At 42.6% G+C, this 20,910-nt stretch carries 16 protein-coding genes and 1 pseudogene; 8 read left to right on the top strand and 9 right to left on the bottom strand.

Features of this window, described 5'->3' with window-relative positions:
* Positions 1-172 precede the first annotated feature (172 nt).
* From V7K44_RS13975 to V7K44_RS13965, 3 genes and pseudogenes are all read left to right on the top strand, one after another.
* Positions 173-409, top strand: coding sequence for a hypothetical protein (locus tag V7K44_RS13975; protein ID WP_334932337.1), 237 nt, complete (start codon positions 173-175; stop codon positions 407-409).
* Positions 410-689: 280 nt separating this feature from the next.
* Positions 690-920, top strand: a complete 231-nt coding sequence (locus V7K44_RS13970; protein ID WP_334932335.1) for a hypothetical protein — start codon at positions 690-692, stop codon at positions 918-920.
* A gap of 324 nt (positions 921-1,244) precedes the next feature.
* Positions 1,245-1,385: pseudogene (locus tag V7K44_RS13965) on the top strand (helix-turn-helix domain-containing protein); the annotation flags it as partial.
* A 462-nt stretch (positions 1,386-1,847) separates the two neighbouring features.
* On the opposite strand, the gene V7K44_RS13960 reads toward V7K44_RS13965, so the two are convergent.
* The 5 genes from V7K44_RS13960 to V7K44_RS13940 all read right to left on the bottom strand — a co-directional run bounded on the left by V7K44_RS13960 (position 1,848) and on the right by V7K44_RS13940 (position 8,808).
* Positions 1,848-3,563 carry an alpha/beta hydrolase gene (locus tag V7K44_RS13960; protein WP_334932333.1) on the bottom strand — a complete coding sequence of 572 codons (1,716 nt, stop codon included), beginning with the start codon at positions 3,561-3,563 and terminating at the stop codon, positions 1,848-1,850.
* A gap of 460 nt (positions 3,564-4,023) precedes the next feature.
* The gene (locus tag V7K44_RS13955) at positions 4,024-4,938 is read right to left on the bottom strand and encodes an ion channel (protein ID WP_334932331.1); all 915 of its coding nucleotides are present in this window, start codon (positions 4,936-4,938) and stop codon (positions 4,024-4,026) included.
* A gap of 432 nt (positions 4,939-5,370) precedes the next feature.
* Positions 5,371-6,261, bottom strand: a complete 891-nt coding sequence (locus tag V7K44_RS13950; RefSeq protein WP_334932329.1) for a YsnF/AvaK domain-containing protein — start codon at positions 6,259-6,261, stop codon at positions 5,371-5,373.
* Positions 6,262-6,633: 372 nt separating this feature from the next.
* Entirely contained in the window at positions 6,634-7,539 is a 906-nt protein-coding gene (locus V7K44_RS13945) for a DUF2382 domain-containing protein (RefSeq protein ID WP_334932327.1), read from the bottom strand.
* Positions 7,540-7,995: 456 nt separating this feature from the next.
* Complete coding sequence (locus V7K44_RS13940) at positions 7,996-8,808, bottom strand: DUF2382 domain-containing protein (RefSeq protein WP_334932325.1); 813 nt, start codon at positions 8,806-8,808, stop codon at positions 7,996-7,998.
* A 235-nt stretch (positions 8,809-9,043) separates the two neighbouring features.
* On the opposite strand from V7K44_RS13940, the gene V7K44_RS13935 reads away from it, so the two are divergent.
* From V7K44_RS13935 to V7K44_RS13925, 3 genes are all read left to right on the top strand, one after another.
* On the top strand, positions 9,044-9,775 hold the full coding sequence (locus V7K44_RS13935; protein WP_334932323.1) for a DUF1995 family protein: 732 nt from the start codon (positions 9,044-9,046) through the stop codon (positions 9,773-9,775).
* Between the two features lie 68 nt (positions 9,776-9,843).
* Positions 9,844-10,071: a hypothetical protein gene (locus tag V7K44_RS13930; RefSeq protein ID WP_334932321.1), complete on the top strand. Its 228-nt coding sequence runs from the start codon at positions 9,844-9,846 to the stop codon at positions 10,069-10,071.
* 372 nt (positions 10,072-10,443) lie between these two features.
* Positions 10,444-13,008 carry a two-partner secretion domain-containing protein gene (locus V7K44_RS13925; RefSeq protein ID WP_334932319.1) on the top strand — a complete coding sequence of 855 codons (2,565 nt, stop codon included), beginning with the start codon at positions 10,444-10,446 and terminating at the stop codon, positions 13,006-13,008.
* A gap of 422 nt (positions 13,009-13,430) precedes the next feature.
* Here the strand turns inward: V7K44_RS13925 and V7K44_RS13920 are convergent, their stop codons facing one another.
* Positions 13,431-16,451, bottom strand: a complete 3,021-nt coding sequence (locus V7K44_RS13920) for a zinc-dependent metalloprotease (protein ID WP_334932317.1) — start codon at positions 16,449-16,451, stop codon at positions 13,431-13,433.
* Positions 16,452-16,996: 545 nt separating this feature from the next.
* On the opposite strand from V7K44_RS13920, the gene V7K44_RS13915 reads away from it, so the two are divergent.
* Together V7K44_RS13915 and V7K44_RS13910 are read left to right on the top strand one after the other, a co-directional pair.
* A complete protein-coding gene (locus V7K44_RS13915; RefSeq protein ID WP_334932315.1) occupies positions 16,997-18,766 on the top strand; it encodes a pentapeptide repeat-containing protein in 1,770 nt (589 codons plus the stop codon).
* Between the two features lies 1 nt (position 18,767).
* On the top strand, positions 18,768-18,938 hold the full coding sequence (locus V7K44_RS13910) for a hypothetical protein (RefSeq protein WP_334932313.1): 171 nt from the start codon (positions 18,768-18,770) through the stop codon (positions 18,936-18,938).
* Here the strand turns inward: V7K44_RS13910 and V7K44_RS13905 are convergent, their stop codons facing one another.
* Genes V7K44_RS13905 through V7K44_RS13895 form a run of 3 tightly spaced genes read right to left on the bottom strand, consistent with a single transcriptional unit; the run spans position 18,939 to position 20,846 of the window.
* The gene (locus V7K44_RS13905; protein WP_099102632.1) at positions 18,939-19,859 is read right to left on the bottom strand and encodes an NAD(+) kinase; all 921 of its coding nucleotides are present in this window, start codon (positions 19,857-19,859) and stop codon (positions 18,939-18,941) included. It lies immediately after the preceding gene.
* Between the two features lie 6 nt (positions 19,860-19,865).
* Positions 19,866-20,171: an NADH-quinone oxidoreductase subunit NuoK gene (nuoK, locus tag V7K44_RS13900; protein ID WP_006199065.1), complete on the bottom strand. Its 306-nt coding sequence runs from the start codon at positions 20,169-20,171 to the stop codon at positions 19,866-19,868.
* Positions 20,172-20,231: 60 nt separating this feature from the next.
* Positions 20,232-20,846 (bottom strand): NADH-quinone oxidoreductase subunit J, encoded by a 615-nt coding sequence (locus V7K44_RS13895; RefSeq protein ID WP_334932311.1) that lies wholly within the window; start codon positions 20,844-20,846, stop codon positions 20,232-20,234.
* Positions 20,847-20,910: the final 64 nt, after the last annotated feature.

Here is a 20,910-nt window from a genome sequence, read left to right as displayed (position 1 = left end):
GGAGAAGCATTCCACAATAAAATTTGGGATGTTTTTTTATTTGGAAGTCCCTTAGCATTTTTAGCTTCAATCACCTAGCAAAGTTGCCTTGGTAGGCTACTAGTAGGCAACACAAACAAGTTGCTTACGCCAAAGATACGCAAACAAATTATAAATTTCAGGAGAAACTCAAATGATTATTTCTGATCTAAAGTACTTGGAAAATACCTCTGAAGAAGTTATTGGTGGTGCATTCTCGAGCACTGGTTTTGCATTCGCAACAGGTACCGCAAACGGCGCTACGATTACGGTTGCAGGCGTGGCCGTGCCCCAATTCAGCCTCGTGTCTAGTGCCCAGGCTCAGTTCGCCACCAGTCCTATTGTTTCTGCCAGTCAAGCACAAGCGGACGGATCTACTACTGCTGTCTAGTAGTTCGACAATCAAACTTTGCCTAGTGAGGTGTACTTGAAGCCATAGGTGTCAAGTTAAGCTCAAATGGGGTAGGAATCCTGCCCGCCCTGAATATAGGACGGGTGAGGAGAAGCATTCCACAATAAAATTTGGGATGTTTTTTTATTTGGAAGTCCCTTAGCATTTTTAGCTTCAATCACCTAGCAAAGTTGCCTTGGTAGACTACTACTAAGCAACACAAACAAGTTGCTTACGCCAAAGATACGCAAACAAATTACAAATTTCAGGAGAAGCTCAAATGATTATTTCTGATCTAAAGTACTTGGAAAATACCTCTGAAAAAGTTCTTGGTGGATTCTCCAGCAAGGCTTCTGCAAGCGTATCAAGTACGGCAACCGGCGCTTTGGTTGTGGTTTCAGGCGTGCCGGTGCCCCTCTTCAACCTCTCGACTTCTGCCGTGGCTCAGGCTCTCACCACTCCTAATAGTTCTTTCAGTAGCGGAACATCGAACGCATCTGTTACTAAATAAGTAAGTAATTAAGTAAGTAAGTGGGCGAGAAAATTTCCATGTATGTAACGAAATGTAAATTCTGTAGATACCTTACAAATCCGTTACTTTACCGTTTTTACAAAACTAAACATATATTGGTTTTATCTTGGCTACCTACTTAGCTAATTAATTAAACCACAAATGAACATTCCTTAGAAAGCAGTTTTTAATTTAATAGACCATGCGTAAGGGCATTCTATTACACTATAGGAATCATATTTTATTTCTGAAAAAAACTACGAGATAATACGGACAGAGATATCTGTCTAATAGCTAACAATGATAAACCAGCATCTACAAGCCGCGATCACAGAACTACAAGAATTTATAGATGATCGCCCAGATGCACGTGAGGTGAGGAAAGCGTTGGCAGTCAAATTGGTTTATCAAGGCTACAAGTATGAGGAAATTCAAACAATTTTAGATGTGTCACTGGGTTCTATAGACCTCTTGCACGAATGTAAAACTAGCCCACCCTTCAAGAAGCAATGCTACATCCCCCAACCCCTTCTCCCACACTTGGGAGAAGGGGCACCAATTTTAAAGTCCATTTCAAAGTCCCTCTCCTTTGGGAGCTACGGTGTACACACAAGTCTTGCCGCAGCCATATCTTTGTTTATTAATGAATCTCGCACTGTGTTTTTATCCCGCCTCGGAATGAATTCCGAGTCTCATAGCCCAAGTCCACTGAAAGTGGACTGAATTAATTATTTAGTCCACTTTCAGTGGAGTTTAGCTATCAGCCCTGAACTTCAGTTCTGGGCGGGATATGGGTGGGCGTGACAGTTTTACTGTAGAGGATTTTTCGACTTGTGTGTACACCGTAGCCTTTGGGAGAGGGATTTAGGGTGAGGGCTTTTGATCCCTCCAATCCCCCTGCAACCCTACAAAAGCAACAGGGCTGTTTCATTGCCTCAAAGGTTGATAAGGGGTAGAAGTAGGTTGAGGATTTGATGGTTTGCTAGACTGGGCAGTTGACCCACTCCAAACTTGATTAAACTGAGCTACCGACAACGACTGTAAAATACTGAGATTAAGCGGCTCTTTGCTGATAAACGTGGCGTAGGAAGGCTGCAAATAGGAACGGTATTCAGGGCGGTTGAGAAGATGGGTTTCTAAAAAAGCGACGCTGAGGGCGTTGAGATAGGAATAAACAGCAGCACGATCGGGGCCTAGTAAGGCAGGTGGCACAGGTAAGACATCATTTTGAGGAGTAGGTTCAGCGATCGCTGAAAAGTGGGTGGCATTTTCAATCAAAGCCAAGTACTTATTGGAGTCAGAAAGCCAGGTAAAGGGGCGAATTTGCTCAAATACCGGTGGTGCAAAAACATCCTGACTACCCGCTACCAGCATGACGGGAATTTTAATTTGACTGACTCCCCCCTGACCCAAAACTGAGCTGTCAATGGGATTAATCGCAATGACGGCTTTGATGCGATCGTCTTTGAGTTCGTAATTCTTTGGAGGTAAATCGTTTGCTTGACACTGCAAAAACAGTGACAAATTAAAGGATGAATTATCGGGATTACAATCTTGGCGCAATTGCTCAAAGTTAATATTGGCTCCTGCTAAAGTCAAAACAGTATAACCACCAAAGGATTGACCGATCGCCCCAACTTGCTGAAAATTGAATTTTCCCTGGAGAGTGGGATCGGATTTATCTAGACGCTGGAGTTCATTGAGTAGATATTTGATATCCAAAGGTCGGTTGATAAATTCTGCTGCATCAGGCGGCCCTGCCAAACCCGCAAAATATTGTTGAAAACGTTCTGCATTACTACCAGGGTGTTCCAGTACAGCAACGGCAAAACCATAGGATGCTAGATGTTCAGCCAGATAGACAAAGGTAGAGCGATCTGAGGCCAGTCCGTGAGAAATTACAATCAGGGGAAAGGGAGGCGAGAATAATTCTCCAGTGCTTTGTGAATCGGCTGATGGCAGATAGATATCCACAGGTAGACGGCGTGAGCGAGAAATGTCATTTAACTCCAGGCTTTTTTTCTGCCAGGTGAATTTTCCTGGCGATCGCAAATCTGGTTTTTGGGAGAAATCAATTTTGTCAGTGGCTGCTTGAGCGATCGCTTCTTTTTGCAGAGAGGCAAAAACCTCATCCTTTTTTTTAATCAATTGCGACAAGTCATCGACTATCCTCAACCCCTCTGTGAAATTCACCCGTATAGTATCACTAGGAAATTTCCGTAGTAAATTCACAACCGTTAACCCCTCTTGGCGATCGGCAGCAGCCAAAATTAAAGAGGCACGTATGGCATAGAAGCCATTCTTTCGAGACTCAGTGAGGAGTAATTTTCCTAGTTGTTGCACCAGTTGCTCGCCTATTGGTGAGTAGGTAACTTGAGATACTAGTGTAGGAGTGAGATTAAAGCGTTGCTGGAGTAGATCCCGCAGTTGAGCGAGTTGTTCAGGAGTAGCACGGCTAGCATAAAATGACAAATCTTGATCGATTTTGCCTTCTTTTGCAAAGGTTTCCAGCGAATCCACCGATAAGGAAAATTCGCCGAAGGGAGGATAATAAAAGCTAATGCGTTCAGCCCCCAATCCGGGAGTAGCAGTCAAGAACGTAGATAGCAAACCTAAACCCAGATATCTCAAAAATTTTTTCATTAGAAAAACCCACTATCTAACCCTGCTTAAACTTGTTTAAGCAGGGAGGAAAGCGGGGCGGGATCTATAACCGCTTTCCTGTTGAATTGGTTTAGATATATCAAACAGGCTACAAGCACAATAAAGCAAGTACTTACCATAAATTTGACAGGAGCTTTGAACAATCAAAATATATGAGTAGCAAATTTTTCAGTCAAACAGCATCAGTAGCGCGATAATAGATATAGAGATCAAAATTAAGTTATATGTCCTTTGCTTCCTGCGCCTGTTGTGTTGTCGTCCTCAACCAACAACAAGAGCAAAATATCTCCCACCAAAACCAGTGCCAGGATGTGCCAGTTAACCACAGTAAGAGCACGGTTAAAAATTGCACTGTAATTGAAAATGGCCGGGTGGTCGTTAAACCCTTACAACCACCACTGAATCCGACTTCCGAGTAACTTTCAGAAATTTCACCCCTTTACTCTAAGGGTAAAACATCGTGGAAGCGGTTGTAATCAATGTAGCGATGTCCATCGGGTGTGTGATAAAAGATATCGACAAATTGATTGTTCCACAAAATCTCATTCGCACTATAGCTATGACGGGCATGAACAACCTGGGCAACCGTTTCATCAATGCCACTCAAAGAGACAATCAGTATAGTATTTGTCTGAGTTAACGATTCTGGTGTCATCCCATATAAAGGACTAAACTCATCAATGACATGCATCACTGACCAGCTTAAGGTGAAGCTAGGTGTTTGGTTCCTCAGCAGTTTGAGATCGTGGAATCGGCGCATGAATTGTCCTTCTAAGGTTACTTCGTCGCGCATCAAGTAGACTCGCATCTGCGCCTCCAGAATCGTATTGCGACGCCGATTAGCGCTGCGAAATATCAGAGTCGGCATCGCATTATGAGCTGTAATGACAGCAACACGGCTAAAGAGTACACGGGCTGTAGGTCGAGAGAACCGAGCAAAGGCTAGTCCTGTCATCACAGCAATTCCCACCAAACCGATCATTGCTTCAATAGTGACAATAATGTTGGCGTAAGTTGTTTTCGGATACATTGCCCCATAGCCAATAGAAGCTAAGGTTTGGACGCTAAAGAAAAAGACATCTAAAAAAGAGCCAGGTTGGGCATTGGCAATACAATCTCCTCCTATCAAGTAAGCTAGGGCAAATAGAGCATTAATAGTTATATAGAAAGTACAAGTCAGCAGCAGAAAGCCAGTCCAGGGAATCGTTAGCAGCAGATGATAAGGATCGCGCCAGTAGGAATGCCATGCACCCATACCTATAATCTCAAATTTTCCATTTTGAACTTGAATCTTAATCGGTGGGATCGGACGCTGTCGTTTCTTGGGTGAAAGTCTCTTTAGTCGAAATTTCATTGCAAGTAGCCAAAAGAACGGCAACTGCTTAGTATTTTGACATTTCCCGCTATAAATGGACGAGGATTCTTGAATCTAAGACATAACTCAATACGCTTGGCTTTGTGAAAAATTGTAGGTTGGGTGAAGCAAAGCGCAACCCAACAAAGCTATGAAAATTGTCGGGTTACTCTTCATCCTGTCGGAGACGCTACGCGAACGAGAAGCCCCTTCTCTACGAGACGCTCCGCGAACGGGTCTACACCCTTCTCTACGAGAGGCTGCACCAAGGGGAACGCTAAGAGCGAACAAGTCGGGAAACCGTAAGGGCGCAGTGGCTCCCTAAGCTACACAACTTAAGCGTATTGAGACATAACTTGCGCTGCTGTAAATCAGCAAAAAAATAGAGTGAGCAATGCCCACCCTACTAATTTATCTGCTAGAAACTTATTGTTATGACTTTAGTGATTGACCTTTAGAACAGCGGTCAAACCACTCTTGGTATTTTTTTTGGTGCGACTCATCTTCAACAGCAATGGTAACACGCACCTGCTTACAGCCGTTATTTCGTTCTAGTGCGATCGCATTCAATAATAAATTAGCAATTTTAGGTGAGCTAAACTCGCCGCTTACCGTCAAACCGTTGTTATGTGTAGCTTCAAGTTTTTCGACTTCGGTCAAATCAAGCCCAGCAATTTCTCCTTGTCCTAAATCAATTTCTGCGAGTTGTTTGTGTTCTGGGCTAATTTGTTCCACAATCAGCCTTTCGCGCCGGACAGGAACTTGTACCATCCGGGTTTCAATTACTTTGCGAACAATTACCTCACCAACTTTACGCTTACTGCTTTCAACAAATAGTCGTTCTTCTAGTAGACGAATAATCTGTTCTTCAGGAACCTGTTCTAAATTCTTTAATGGCTCAACTGGGCTATTTGTAATTTGATTGCTAACTATTTGCTCAGTTGAGTTAAAATCGCCTGGTGTTTCTGATTCTAAATATTCAGGCATATATTCAATTTCTGATTTGTTTAAGTCTATAAAAACAGATTTAGTCGGCTTGTCTATTTGTTTTATTCTCTGGCTCTGCAACCGAAATAAAGAAGGATGTTGATCGGCTAACTGCTGGCTATATTCACCAGTTTGTTGATTAGCCTGTTTAGAGATAACGAGGTTTAGCCGACGATTACCATCCACAATTAAATCATGAACTACTCCTACTAGCTGACCTTGCTTATCAAACACAGCAAAATTGTTCACCTTCTTTCTTAAATCTGCCAGCGAGGAGATAGTGCGAGAATTACCCTTTGCCTGTAAAGTGTTTTTTGCGATAGTTTGGCTATTCATCTGGGGAGTTTACTAACTGCTTTCTACTTAGCTAAATTAAATGTATTAGTCATCTGGATACCATTTAGAAAATATTTGCGATCGCTGGTTTTATCCAACTCATATCCAGAGTAATATTTGCAATCAAAAATTCTGAGTGATATTATATCAATGCTTTTCGGTTAAGGGGTAAAGGGTAAGGGTTTGAATTTCCCTTTATCCCTTTTCCCTTAACCTTTCCCCAGACCAAAAGAGAGATTGTTGGGTTTATCTGAAAAGTATTGTAAGTGCTATCAGCTATTGTGAGCAAAGGTCAAGCTAATTCAATTACTTCACATATACTGTGTAGAATTAATTATTAGTCATTAGCCATTAACTAATGACTATTTTTAGTTAGCGTTCTTCAATGGGAAGATTAGCAGAATTCACATCTAACTCTTCACGACGCACGGTTTCTTGAGTTTCAACTGTGTCTTGATCGACCACTTTTCTAACTCTGACTTCTTCACGCAAAAATGCTTCTTTGCGAATTTCAGGAGTTTCTTCGTGGAGTTCTATGCGAGCAACTTCGCCTTCACGGAAGTCTGCTTCGCGCCCAGAAACAGCCGTACCCGCATCTGCTGGAGTTACACGTTCAATTACAACTCGTTCTCTTTCTACTGGCACTGCAACCCGTGCGGTATCAGTTTCAACACGCTTGCCAATCGTTACTTCTCCAGTTTTTTGGCGTCGTTTGCTGGCAATCAGCCGTTCTTCATACAATCTCAGAGTTTGATGATCTTGCTCATTTAACCCGTATAAAGCAGGCTCATTTTCGTAAGTGTAGCTATCACGGGCGTAAGTAGGAGTTGTACCTAATGCTGCTACAGGCGCTCCTAAAGGATCTAATCCTGCTAAAGGGTCTAATGGTGTTGCAGCTTCTACAGGAAGGTTGTAGTCTGTGGGTTGGCGATATACCCCACGCACCCGTTCTTCATAATCGTAATCAAGGGTTTGACGTTCATCGAACTCAGGCAAATCTTCAGCTTGCTCCCTAGTCAAACCAATTGTGTAAACCCGATCGGTATTATAGTCGACACGGGCGCGGCCAATTGGTAGTAATACTTTTTTACCGAAAATCCAGAAGCCTAAGTCAACAATTAGATAGCGAAAATGACCTTCTTCATCAACTAAAACATCGCTAACAGTACCAACTTTTTCATCATTTCCCTGTGTATATACACCCAGCCCTTTAATGTCATGACCATCAAAACTCTCTTGATAGCTAGGCTCAAAATCTTCTAATTTGTAAAGAACCATTATGTTTTAACCTCAAATATTTTTTTTCATCTCTTCATATCTAAACTAGACATTTATTTATTTTTGTACATCCTTCTGTCGAATGAATTATTTCCAGGGTTAAATAATCGAAAGTTAGAGAGATTTTTAAGCGACATGGCTAACTAAAGACACGAAATTAGGAGCATCTCACTTTAGTTTTGTAAAGATATGTCTAGCTTTGTTACACGGAATTTGCCAGAGATATTATATTTTTTTCGCTGCAAAGTTTTGGCTCTTTAAAGATATAAAAAATGAATGCAAATTTTTTGAATAGAAAAATTCCCTAATTATAAGAATTCGGGAATCTTGTTGTTGAATAAAATAAACACAGGCAGAGATAAAAATTAACTTTGCCTGTATGAATATTTCAACTAAATCTATTAAACAAATTTATGAGCTAGCTAATTAAATAGCTTCGTGTCTAGCGATCGCATTTTATTGCACGTCTAAATTACCCACAGTATCAACATCTAATTCCTCTCGACGAATGGTGTCTTGTGCTTCTACAGTGTTCCGTTCTACTACTTTTTTCACCCGGACTTCTTCACGCACAAATGCTTCTTTATGTATCTCAGGAGTTTCTTCGTACACTTCTATGCGTGCTACTTCCCCTTCTTGAAACTTAAGTTCATTGGGATTTATAGCCTTTCCTGCTTCTGTTGGCGTCACTCGCTCAATCACAACTCGTTCTTTTTGAACGGGTACTGTAACGCTTACAGTTTCTGTTTCAATATGCTTCCCAACCGTTACTTCTCCGGTTTTGATGCGTTGTTTGCTGGCAATTAATCGTTCTTCATAGAGTTTAAAAGTCTGATGAGATTGCTCATTCAAACCATACAAATCTGGATCTTCTTGGTAATTGTATGTATCGCGATCGTAAGTCACACCGCTGGTTGGAGAACGAAATACACTACGTACCTTTTCTTCGTAATCATTATTAACGAGCGCATCTTCTGTGTGATCGGGTAAACCCTCTATTTGCTGTCTGCTTAACCCGTCAACATAGACACGTCTTTCTGGATAGCTGATCCGGCAAAGACCAATTGGTAGTAATATTTTCTTGTTAACAAAATCTAAGCTTATATCAATAATTAAATACCGGAAATGACCATCATCATCAACTAAAACGTCAGCAACTGAGCCAACTCTGTCCCCTCCGCCAGTATAGAGATCCAGCGCTTTGAGATCGTCTCCGCCAAAAGTGTCTCGATAATTTTGGTCAAAATGTTCAAGTTTATGAAGAGGCATACGCTGTTCCTAAGTTGTTTATAAGGTTTATTTTCTAGTGTAAAAAATATTGCGCTAAGTATCCTCCTGCTGACGACTGAGTTTAATGGAGATATTTGAGGATTTATATTATTAGAGGAACACTCCATGAAACAGCCCTGCGTTTTCAGGGGATTAGGAAATCTCGTCTGCGTAAGTCCTAATTAAGAGCCAATACTGAAAGAATGGGAGTAGACACTACAGAACCATGCAGATTATGAGTGAACTTCCAAATACGCTTGAAGATGCGATCGCCCAATCTCGTTTAGCCGTCCAAGCTGCCCTTACAGATGGCTGTACTCGCTTACAAGTTGAGTTCCTGTTCCCGGAACTGAAGTTTATGCCGGTAGCGGAACAATTTCTACCGGCGTTTACAGATTATGATTCCCGTTTGAAGATTTTCTTTGCTGACGCTGGCGCTGCGGCCCTAGCCCGCCGTGATTGGGCAGATGCACCATTTCAAATTTTGGATATTGGTACGGGTAGGGCTGCTTCCTTGCAGACAAAAATTCAGCCAGAGGATGAAATTTTCTTATTCATCGCCCCCACATCCGTAGAAGTGCCGCAGTTGGAAAAGCTGTGTGAAGTAATAGGCGATCGCCCTTTAGTCTTGTTAAATCCTCGCTTAGAAGATTCTGGAACCGTGGGCATTGGTTATACAGCCAGAAAAATCCGCGATCGCTTTATCAGTACCATTGAATCTGCCTATTACGTGCGCCCCATAGACGATCAAAGTGCTTTATATCGCTGCTACCCAGGACAGTGGGAAGTTTGGCTGGAAACCAAAGGCGAATATCAAAGAATTGCCGAATTACCCACAAAACCATCTGGTGATGATTTGGATCTCATTGTTTTAAAAGGACAACCGCAAACAACAGACGCGACACCTACGAGAAAGCCCAGTGTATTTAAGAGTTTGCAACGGTTTTTAAAAGCATTGAGTAGTTAAGATAATGCAGAGGTAGCAGGAGGAAACTTGATCATCTGCTGCCTCATTTTGAGTTTTTTATTTATCCTTTGATAGTAAATCGTCACGAGGAAGACCGCTCCCGTTGCGAGGAAGACCGCTCCCGTTGCGAGGAAGACCGCTTCCGTTGCGAAGAAGACCGCTTCCGTTGCGAAGAAGACCGCTCCCGTTGCGAGGAAGACTGCTCCCGTCACGAGGGAGACCGCTTTGTTGGAGAGTGCGTAGACGCAAAGCGATTTGTTGCTAGATATCGCTGCTTCGGCGGAGCAACAACTTAAGCGATCGCACTATATATTCATAATTAGTATCCCACGCACCAAATTGCTCCATTTGAAGAGAAGTCACAGATAAGGCTGACTCCGTTGGCGCAGCCCGCAGCAGGTATCATTACTTTGTAAGAGAATGATGCTGCGCTTTCCATCATTTCCATAAATAAATTTATTTGCTCTGTGACCATTAATTATGAATTATGAATTACGCCTGATGTGAATTAAAAACGCCTCTTGTACCGTAAGGGTTTTGAGATTGTCTAAAATCATAATTTTGAAATTATTAACGCAATTACATGGGTTTCAACACTTAATTCACATTAAACGTGAATTATTAATTATTCGGTCACACGGTGAAGTTACTGATTTATTAGGGGTGCTATGTCAGGAATAACTCAAAATTGGCAGTATTGGTGTAGTAAATTTGTAACATCAGTCAGTTGCTTAATGGCAAGTATGTTAATTGCTTCCTTGCAAGAGCGTGTTTTTGCCCAAATTATCCCGGATACCAGCTTGCCTAATAACTCTAGGGTTACAACGGATGGGAACATTTTCAATATTACTGGAGGAACGCAAGCAGGACATAATTTGTTTCACAGTTTTGACCAGTTTTCTGTGCTTACTGGTCACACTGCTTCTTTTAATAATGCTGTAGATATTCAAAATATTATTAGCCGAGTAACGGGTAGGTCAATTTCTAATATTGATGGGTTAATTCGCGATCTTGGTACGGCTGACCTGTTTCTGATAAATCCAAATGGGATTATTTTTGGTCCTAATGCCAGCTTAAATATTGGTGGTTCATTTGTAGCTTCTACAGCTAATAGTCTATTATTTGCCGATGGCACGGTTTTTAATACTAAACCTGATACTTCTACTACTCCCTTGCTGACCGTCAGCGTGCCGATTGGTTTACAATTCGGAGTAACTGCGGCTCCTATCCGCAATCAATCCCAAGCAAGCCCAAATAATAGTTTTAATAGTTTTAATAGACCTGTTGGCTTACAGGTGCAAACAGGCAAAACCTTGGCAATTGTAGGCGGTGACATAACGCTAGAGGGCGGTAATTTAACAGCAGGAAGAATTGAGCTAGGAAGTGTTGCTGCTAATAGTCTGGTTAGTCTCAATTCAATAAACCAAGGCTGGATTTTGGGATATGAAAATGTCCAAAATTTCAAAAATATTCAACTCCTTGAGAGATATGTTAACGGTATTAGTAATATTTCATCTCAAGTAGATGCTAGTAACGGAGATAATAGTAGGGGCAATATCCAGGTGCAGGGTAATACGGTTGAATTACAGGGTAATTTTGTTCGCTTAATAAGCCTGACTAGAAGTGCAAAAGATGGCGGAGACTTAAGGATTAATGCCAGAAAATTAATTGTTGGGGATGGCGCAGCAGTATTCACTGCTACTATAGGTGATGGTAATGGAGGTAATATTATTATCAATTCTGGTTCGTTCTCGTTACGCGATGGCGCTCAACTTACTACCTCAATATTTGGACTAGGGAATGCAGGGAATGCAGGGAATGTCAATGTTAATGTTAGTGGTCAAGTTGATATTGCTGGAGAGAAAAACGGTTTTGCCAGTGGGATTAGCAGCAGTGTACAAACGGGGACACTTGGCAATGGGGGTGATATTACTATCATTTCCGGTTCCTTCTTGTTAGGCGATCGCGCTCAACTTCAAGCCTCAACATTGGGATTAGGGAATGCGGGGAATGTGACAGTACGGGCACGAGATGCTGTTTCCCTCGCTGGTAATGCTGCCATCTTCAGCACACTAGGTTCTACAACCGCGCCTATCATTAAAGTCAATTTTGATGACTCTGGGCGTCCCACAGTCACAATTGAGCCTCGCGAACAAACTATCAACCCAAATGCTTTAGGTAATAGTGGAAATATAAACATCACATCTGGGTTACTCAGTATCACTAATGGCGCTCGACTGACTACTAGCACCTTTGGCAAAGGAAATGCAGGTAGTATCAATCTTAATACTCAGAATGCAGTATTTAGTGCTAATGATATCAGTGGTTTATCAAGTGGTGTTTTTAGTGCAGTGGAAAAAGACGCAGTGGGAAATGCCGGAACCATTGGAATTACCACAAATGAACTAACACTTAAGAGCGGCGCTCAATTAGTTGCCAGCAGTTTTGGAGAAGGAAATGCAGGTGCTATAACAATTCAAGCCACCGATAAATTTTTAGTAAATGGAATCAATAGCAATGGCTTACCTACAGGTGTATTTGCAGAATCCAGAACAGGTCAGGGTGGAAATATTCGGCTAAATATAGAAAATTTACTTATGTTGCGTTATCAGGGTTTAATCTCTGCCACTAGTGGTGTTGCTGGTAGTAATGGACTTGACGGCAATATAAACATCGATACCAAATTCTTAGTCGCTGTCCCCTCCGAGAACAGTGATATTATTGCCAATGGCTTTGGGCGAACTCCTGGTAGTAATATTCAAGTCAATGCCCAAGGAATTTTTGGCACTCAATTTCGGAAACAGCAAACCTTAGAAAGTGACATTGTTGCAACTGGAAAGGTCACATTAAACACGCCCTATGTTGACCCCAACCAGGGATTAAGCGAATTGCCAACAACACCAGTTGATACCAAGTTAGCCCAAGGTTGCTACAGTCCTGGTTACGCCCAAAATCGATTTGTAATCGCTGGACGCGGCGGTTTACCACCCAATCCTAAAGACATTCTCACTCCTGATGCAGTCCAAATAGATTGGGTATCCCTTAAACCCCGCAACAACAACCGTTCTTTACCATCTGTTACTAGTAAATTAACTACCTCCACTCCCAAACGCATTGTTGAAGCTACAGGTGCAGTGCTAAACGCCAAAGGACAAATAGTCCTCACTGCTAATTCATCCACCCCTACTCCTCACACTTCTAGACAGAAGCCAATTCAATGTTATGGTAGCTAAAGTTACTCAGACTTTTGCAGCGTCCTGCTTGCTGTGGCTCAGTAAGGGACTTCCAATTAAAAAAATATCCCATCGCATTTAAGGCAGGGGAGCAGGGAGCAGGGGGCAGGGGGAGGAACAGTCGTGTTGAGTCTAGAAATTGGGATAATTTATTTTTTGGAGTTCCCTAACCTGACAATTACATCGTACATATCGGTAATATTTTCTATGCGAATTAGCAAAGGGTAAAGTCGCTTCGTTCTAATTCGTAATTCGCCAACTGTCCTTTTGTGATGCCGATTTTACAACATTGCGAAATTTATCTCTAGCTGATATAAACTGTTTTCTCAGCCTATATGGGCACTCTAAATATATTTTGTCAAAATCATGCCAGAAGAAGAGGAGTTAGGAATTTTACTATTAACTCCTCACTCCTAAGTTTTTTAATTTGTTTGCAACGGCGCATTCAACACTTTCTCAATGCGATCGCGCGTTTCTAATAAGTGCGCTTTGGTATATTCATCCTCGGAATTAACCCCCTTAAGGTTCTCATCCAGTTGTTTGAGCTTATACCAAGCTAGAGTGCGAGCATCTTCTGGAACATTTTCTTTTCGCAATACCATACCAGTCAAAATGTCCAGATATTGACGCTGCAAGCCTCGCCGCAAACTGGTAATCTTCATTGGTTTAGCTTTTGGTTTGATGACTTCCGTCCAAATACCTGACTGTAAAGTGTCAAATAGTTCAGGAAGAGTCAGTGCTTTTCCTTCGGGAGTTTTGAGTTCGATATCCTTGAGACGAGAGAGGCGATCGCTTGAGAGTAAATCTCGCAACACAGAACCCTGCATCAGTAGCACCAAGTCATGAATGGGAAAATCCAAACGACCAACTTGTGGAGAACTACCCCAATGTCGCCAACGGGAAGGTGCTAATTTATTCAGTAATTCTGGTGAAAAACTCAGGGCATCTTCTGCAAATACATATTTTTGTAGCGTTTCTAAAGCTTGCCGTTGTTCTTCAACTGGCACTGCTTCAAATGGTAAACGGTGTTGGAGGACTCCAGAGACTTTTTCAGAAGGTATCTCGCTGGGGTGAATGCGATAGAAAGATTGTCCCCCAATGTATTTTGTGGTGAAATATATTTGCTGGAAATAGTTACCCAATACTGTACTAAAACGTTCGCTGACATCGCTATAACTATCACCAGCCATTGGGAAACGCTTATCGAGACGTTCCCACATCACCCGCGAATTATTCAATTGCCACTGAGAATAAAGCAGCACATTACCGCTGTTATCCCAAGCATTAGCTGTGGGGTCGAGGTCATATACATCTTCATCTGTGGAATAACTCAACTCTGGCTTGTAGGATTGTGCGGCAATTTCCTCCAAAATTGGCTTTTCTGCTAGAGGAGTTGATGTCTGAATTGTTGTGTAGCCGTACTTAATTGCCCAGTCATCATAAGGCCCCACCATAGTAGGAAAATAATCTCCTTGTTTTGTACCTTGAGGGGCGATATTTGGGGGAATATAATCCATGACAGAAGTTGTCAGACCTTTATTTTTGGTAACTTCTGTATTATTCATCTCCTGTGGTGGTAGCAATGTACTACCACGGAAGTTATGACGTAAACCAAGAGTATGTCCAACTTCGTGAGCGATGATTAAACGTAAATATTGATTAATATATTCTTTTACCTTGTCTGGAGTTGCCATAGTATCAGGCAGCAGTGACATTGCCAGTGAACCAAAGGCAAACTGGTTAGCAGCTTCCATGCCATAGCATAAATCGTACTCGCCTGCCATTTTCGATAAACGATTCAACAACCCCTCTTGTCCTTGCATCTTCTGGGGTATACCATTGTTTTTCCCATCTAAACCATTGGCGCAGAGTAGACGATTTTGCATCAAAGCTGATAAAGTCGTGCGATTTTCTGTTTGGCTGGGTTGGACGATTTTGCGATATTCACCCCTGAGTGCCCGGATAAAGCTAGCATCTACGAGAATGTCTGCATCCAAAATTTCCCCTGTCAATGGGTTAACGCGGGATGGCCCCATTGCAAAGTAGCCATCTACTGTGTTGATCCAGCGAATCGTGTTGTAACGAATATCTGCCGGGTCCCAGGTGGCATCATCTGGCATTTGTTGGACTTCAATTGCATCCTTGAATCCGGCTTTGAGAAAGGCTTTGTTCCACATGAGAACGCCTTCTTTCATGGCATCGCGGTACTCTAAGGGTACAGCGTTATCAATCCAGAAAACAATTGGTTTTTTGGGACGAGAAATGACTGCTTTCGGGTCTTGTTTTTCTAAATCCCAGCGATTTATGTAGCGGACAAAAGAATCGCCGCGATCGTCGTCTTTGGATAAATCTTGGTAGGCGGTGATAAAATAGCCGATGCGATCGTCAGCAAGGCGCGGTCGATAATCTCGATCGGGTAGTTGGGAGAAACTGTAGTGAACGCGCAGGGTAAAGCCACGGTTGTCAGCTAGCGACCCAAAGCCTGCAATTTCATTGTCGCCGTCAACGCTACTAGAGTAGTTCAAAATTGACTCGACTTCTAAGTTTTGGGGAAAGGCTTTAGCAGTACCAAAATAGGACTGGCTTGTGGTTTTTGGAACTCCTAAACCTACAGATAATCCAGCTAAGTCTGTGAGTAACAAATCTTCTAAGTCAATGAGAATAGTTTTGCGTTCTGGATGAATGCTTTTAATGGGAATGGTGTAGAGAACAGAATCACTAAACGATCGCGTCAGCGATCGCACCTGGGGATCTCCCTCACGAGTGCGAAAATTCACATTGCGAATGACAAAGTGTAGTTTATCATCCACCCGTTTGAAATAAAACAAAAAATCTTGCAGAGGCATACCACTGTAAATACCCCGTTCGCCAATACCCGATTCCAGGGTTGCCGTAGCTAGGTAATTTTTATTAAGTTGTTCTGGCTTAATTTCTAGATAAATCTTATTCTTTTCTTTATTACGATAAAGGGTGAACAATCCCCCAGATTTTTGGGTGTTTTTAATTACTTCGTTAAATGGCTCTAAATCATCCTTTGCTGCTGGTTTCGCGGTAGTACTGGGCTTTGCATTTGCTTTCTCTGAGGGGTTTGCAACTTGTAAAAATGGTTGCTGACCTGCTTGTTTCAGGTTTTTTACTATCCAAATAAACGGTTGAGGCTGTGCGTGTTTATTTTGATTAACTACCCAAACTTGATTTAACGGTAGCCTCTGTTTCTGAGGAATATTAATATTATTTGATGATAAGGCTGAGGTTTTCGTTGAAGAAGTTTCTGTCGATAACTGACTATTGGATTTCTCTGCACCTCTGACTGTAACCACATCTTCTCCAACAATATGCTTGGCTGTATCAACATTGTTAACAAACGGTGACTTAGCGCTAGCTGTCGCTATCCCTAAAAATAAACTATGTAACAAAATCATATAAAAGGTTAATCTGTTCATCGCATTCATTACCTGATAACTATCTCTCGTTATTTTTTAACTTTTGCAAAGCCATATAGCCTGTACTCTGGCGATTCTCTTAGCTGCTTTATATTAGGCAAAAAACTTTTGACTTAAATTTTAGTTGCCATTTTTCAGCTTTGTTGTGCTGTTTTAGTGTAGGATTTTTCCTAACAATTGCATCTTCCACAAACAGTAAGTATGATTTTTACATCAGACTAAGGAATTTCTTGGAGAAAAAGTATCACAAATTAGCTAAATCATAGAATTAGTTGAGCTGGGAAATAATTTTAAAGTTAACACTTCATTTACATTATGAGAGGAAGCTTAAGGCTACTACAGGTGAGCGAGAAGCCGCCATCTAGAAACGCCGTTGGCAAATTCATAAGAAGTAGCTTGCCCTAAATATCGCCAACTCATGATTTTTTTACTATAGTATTTATTTATACTATTGATTATTGGGAATGCAAAGCAAACTGGCATAGAAAAGTTTTTAATTCAGGATTATCAAAAACAGTTATTTAAATGTAACAACGGAAACAAAAATGTCAACATATTTATCTCAAGTTTGGCAACTGCTGAGAAATTATGTGAGGGGTACAAGGTTACAAGAGATACCAAAAACCACATCCCTAGAAACTGAGGCAGTTTTACCTCTAGGAAAAAATATTAAAGAACCAGACAAAAGCATAAGATTAGCTCAAGATAATTTGCAGGAATATTTATACTCTTCAAGACTGCAAAAAAGCTTAGAAAAATGGACAATACCAAAGAACAGTTTGAGTTCTCAGATAGACGATCGCACATTGGGCGCTTTACCCACTGGGTTTTGCTTTCAAGTATGCGATCGCCAGATGTATGAAGAGATTTATGATTTATTGGGCAGTGGTGCCCTGAAACCTGAAATAGTCAACCAACTAATGGAATTGGTTGTGACTGGTCAAAAAGTTCGTCCAGAATTGCTTTTTGGTCGGCTAGAAGATTTTTATCGTCGCTGGTGTCAGGGAGAATTTATCGATGGCACACCAGATGATAACCTGCCTCAGAAAACAAAGTTAAAGCTAGCGGCACAAAATATTGCGATCGGGTTGAGACAGGTAGACATATATACAGGGCTGAACGTACTGATTTTATTACTAGAGTTACACCGTTACGCCCAAGGGCAAGATGAACTCAAACAAAAAATCATCTTCTATCCATCTGCCCAACCGGACACAGACAATTTTTTCACATCCCAACTGTTGCGGATTATCAATTATAGCGATGCCCTGGAAATTGGCAACTTTAGCACTATAGTCGGACAATTCCTCAAAGGCGGTAACTTTAGGGGTGCTTACCTCGGCGATGCCAACCTTACCGGGGCAGACTTTAGCGGTGCTGACCTCAGTCAAGCTTATCTCGGTGATACCAACTTAACTGGCGTAAACTTCAGCGGTGCCAACCTTAGCGGTGCCAACCTTGGCGATGCCAACCTCAGCGGTGCCAACCTCAGCGGTGTTAACCTCAGCGGTGCCGACCTCAGTAGCACCAACCTCAGCGGTGCTAACCTTAGCTGTGCCAACCTTAGCCGCGCCGACCTCAATCGCGCCGACCTTAGCAATACCAACCTTAGCCGCGCCGACCTTAGCCGTGCCGACCTTAACCGCGCTGACCTTAGCAGCACTAACCTCAGCCATGCTGACCTAAGTAACGCTATCCTTTTCGGTGCAAATCTGAGTGAAGCCAATCTCAATCGGGTCAGCCTTAGCCATGCCGACCTTTGCCGCGCCGACCTCAGTGGTGCTGATTTGAGTCACGCCATCCTCAACGGTACTAACCTTAGTGACACAATTCTTTTCAGTACCAACCTCAGCGATGCTATCCTGGTTGCCGCAGACCTCAGCTATGCCAAACTTAACGGTGCCAAACTTAACAATGCCAGACTTAACGGTGCAATGTTCTTAGGTGCTGACCTCAGCGGTGTAGACCTGAGTCGGGTGATTCTCAACGATGCTGACCTTAGCGGCGTGATTCTTAACGACGCCGACCTCAGTGGCGCTGACCTCAGCGACGCTATCCTGTTTGGCACAGACTTCAGCTATGCCAACCTTAACAATGCTAATCTCAGTGGCAGTAACCTCAGTGGTGCTATCCTAAACGGCGCGGATCTTAGCCATAGCAACCTCAGTTACGCCATTCTGGGTGGTGCAGACCTTAGCGACGCCAATCTAGAAGAGATGATCTGGGGTAAAAAGCAGCAGTGGGAGGGTGTGCGGGGATTAGAGACAGCAGTTAATGTACCGGAGGCGTTGAAGGAAGAACTGGGACTGAATTAAGGTGAGGCGAGATTTTATTCTAAACTTTAAAGAGCCAATACATTTATGTATATATTTCTCTTTCCAACTAGAAAGCCCCCAGATAAATCCAGGGGCTTGGGTAATTTTGGTTGCGATCGCCTACAGTCGTTATGCGATCGCAATCTGCGGTAAATGCACTCTCAATACTTAATTAATTACGGTGATTATTGCTATAGTGAACCCTTGTACCTGCCCACAGCAACTTCTCCCGTAGCGTCTGATAGTAGGAATTGTTCTCGCGCAAAATAATAAATTTAGCCCGACACTCTGCCATCCGTACATCAACACGGTGTCCGGGCCAAATTGAAGTTCCCAAAACCCCATCTGTCCACAGCTTGGTACTCAAATCATAATCCCCCAAAGGCCAAATACTCACCACAGAACCAGGGGGTAAAACGAGGGGGCGACTAGAAAGGCTCATTGCACAAATAGGAGTGATGGTAAGCGCCTCCATACCATCATGCATAATTGGCCCATTCGCAGAAACGGTGTAACCTGTGGAACCCGTAGGAGTGGAAATAATCAACCCATCCCCGACGTATTGATCGACTACCTCACCATCGATTTCCATTTCCAGGATTGAGGTGATCATTCGGTCAGCGGAGGCGGGTTTGACACAGAATTCATTCAAAGCCAGATAACGTTCGCTTACTGGTTCCAAATTAGATCCATGACCTTCATACACCGCAGCTTGCAACATCATCCGTCGTTGGATAGCATAACGATCCTCAAACAGCCGATCCCAAACTTTCTCTGTATCCTGAAACTCTTCCACTGACTCAGTTAAAAACCCCAGATGGCCTCCCACATTCACTCCCAGAATTGGGATACCAGCTGGGGCTAAATGTCTGGCACCAGTTAAAACAGTACCATCGCCACCGAGTACCAAAGCGAGATCGATTGGTTGACCCGCCGAAGCCAAAAAGACTGGATAGGGGTTGTCTTTCGGCCCGCTAGGCCCCATCAACACTTGGCAATCGCGACTTTCTAGTTGTTTCGCACAGATTTCTGCCCATTGTTTACTTCGGGCATCCCGCGCTTTATAAGCAATGATTACCTGCTTGAGTTGCACGCACAATTACCACTTCAGGAGATTAAACTGCTCCATATCGACGGTATCGCGGTTGCGATAAATGGCCAGCACGATCGCTAAACCCACCGCCGCCTCGGCTGCGGCCACGGTAATCACAAATACTGTGAAAACCTGACCCTTAATTAATGTTGAGTCGAGGAAGTTGGAAAATGCCATTAAATTCAGATTAACAGCATTGAGCAGTAATTCAATTGACATCAGCACCCGCACAGCGTTGCGGCTAGTAATTAAACCGTAGATGCCAATGCAGAATAAAGCTGCTGCTAGTAATAAAAAGTACTGGAGTTGCATGAATCTGAGTATCCCTCCTGAAAAAATCTGGCTGTTTATCTGCGACTCAGGTTGCAAATATTACTCTTTTGTTTCGCTAGTTGTTGATACTAGTTCTCTGGGGCGTTCTTGTAAAGTCAAAACAGTTTGCCCCACATTGGATCGTGTCAGTTGATCTGGCAAATACTCACGACGTGCCAAAATAATTGCTCCTACCATCGCTATCAGCAGCAAAATGGAAGCTAATTCAAAAGGTAGTAAAAAGTCAGTGAAGAAATGCTCTCCAATCAAAACAATAGAACTTTCACCACCGACTACAGGAGCAGTTGAGTACGCCCAAGGAGTAGCCAGCACCATCGTACTTAAAAGACCAAACAATCCTACACTGACTACACCCGTAAGTACTTTACGCACCCAAGAGTTGGGAAATGCTACAAAATCCTCACGCTTGTTCACCAACATAATGGCAAACAAAATCAGCACGTTAACCGCGCCAACGTAAATTAGTATTTGTGCGGCGGCAACAAAATCAGCATTTAGCAACAGGTAGATCCCCGCTATGCTGATAAACACACCCCCCAGCAAAAAGGCAGAATAGACGATGTTGGAGAACAGCACCACACCAATGGCTGCCCCAATCATCATCACGCCCAGTATGCCAAGTGATACTAACTGTACTCCTTCTGCTAGATTCACTGTTTTTTGTCCTTAGTCAATTGTCATTGGTCATTAGTCATTGGTCATTGGTCATTGATCATTA

This window comes from Nostoc sp. (assembly GCF_036917235.1).
In the GTDB taxonomy this organism is placed as follows: domain Bacteria; phylum Cyanobacteriota; class Cyanobacteriia; order Cyanobacteriales; family Nostocaceae; genus Nostoc.
This window is presented reverse-complemented; position numbering and strand designations above follow the sequence as displayed.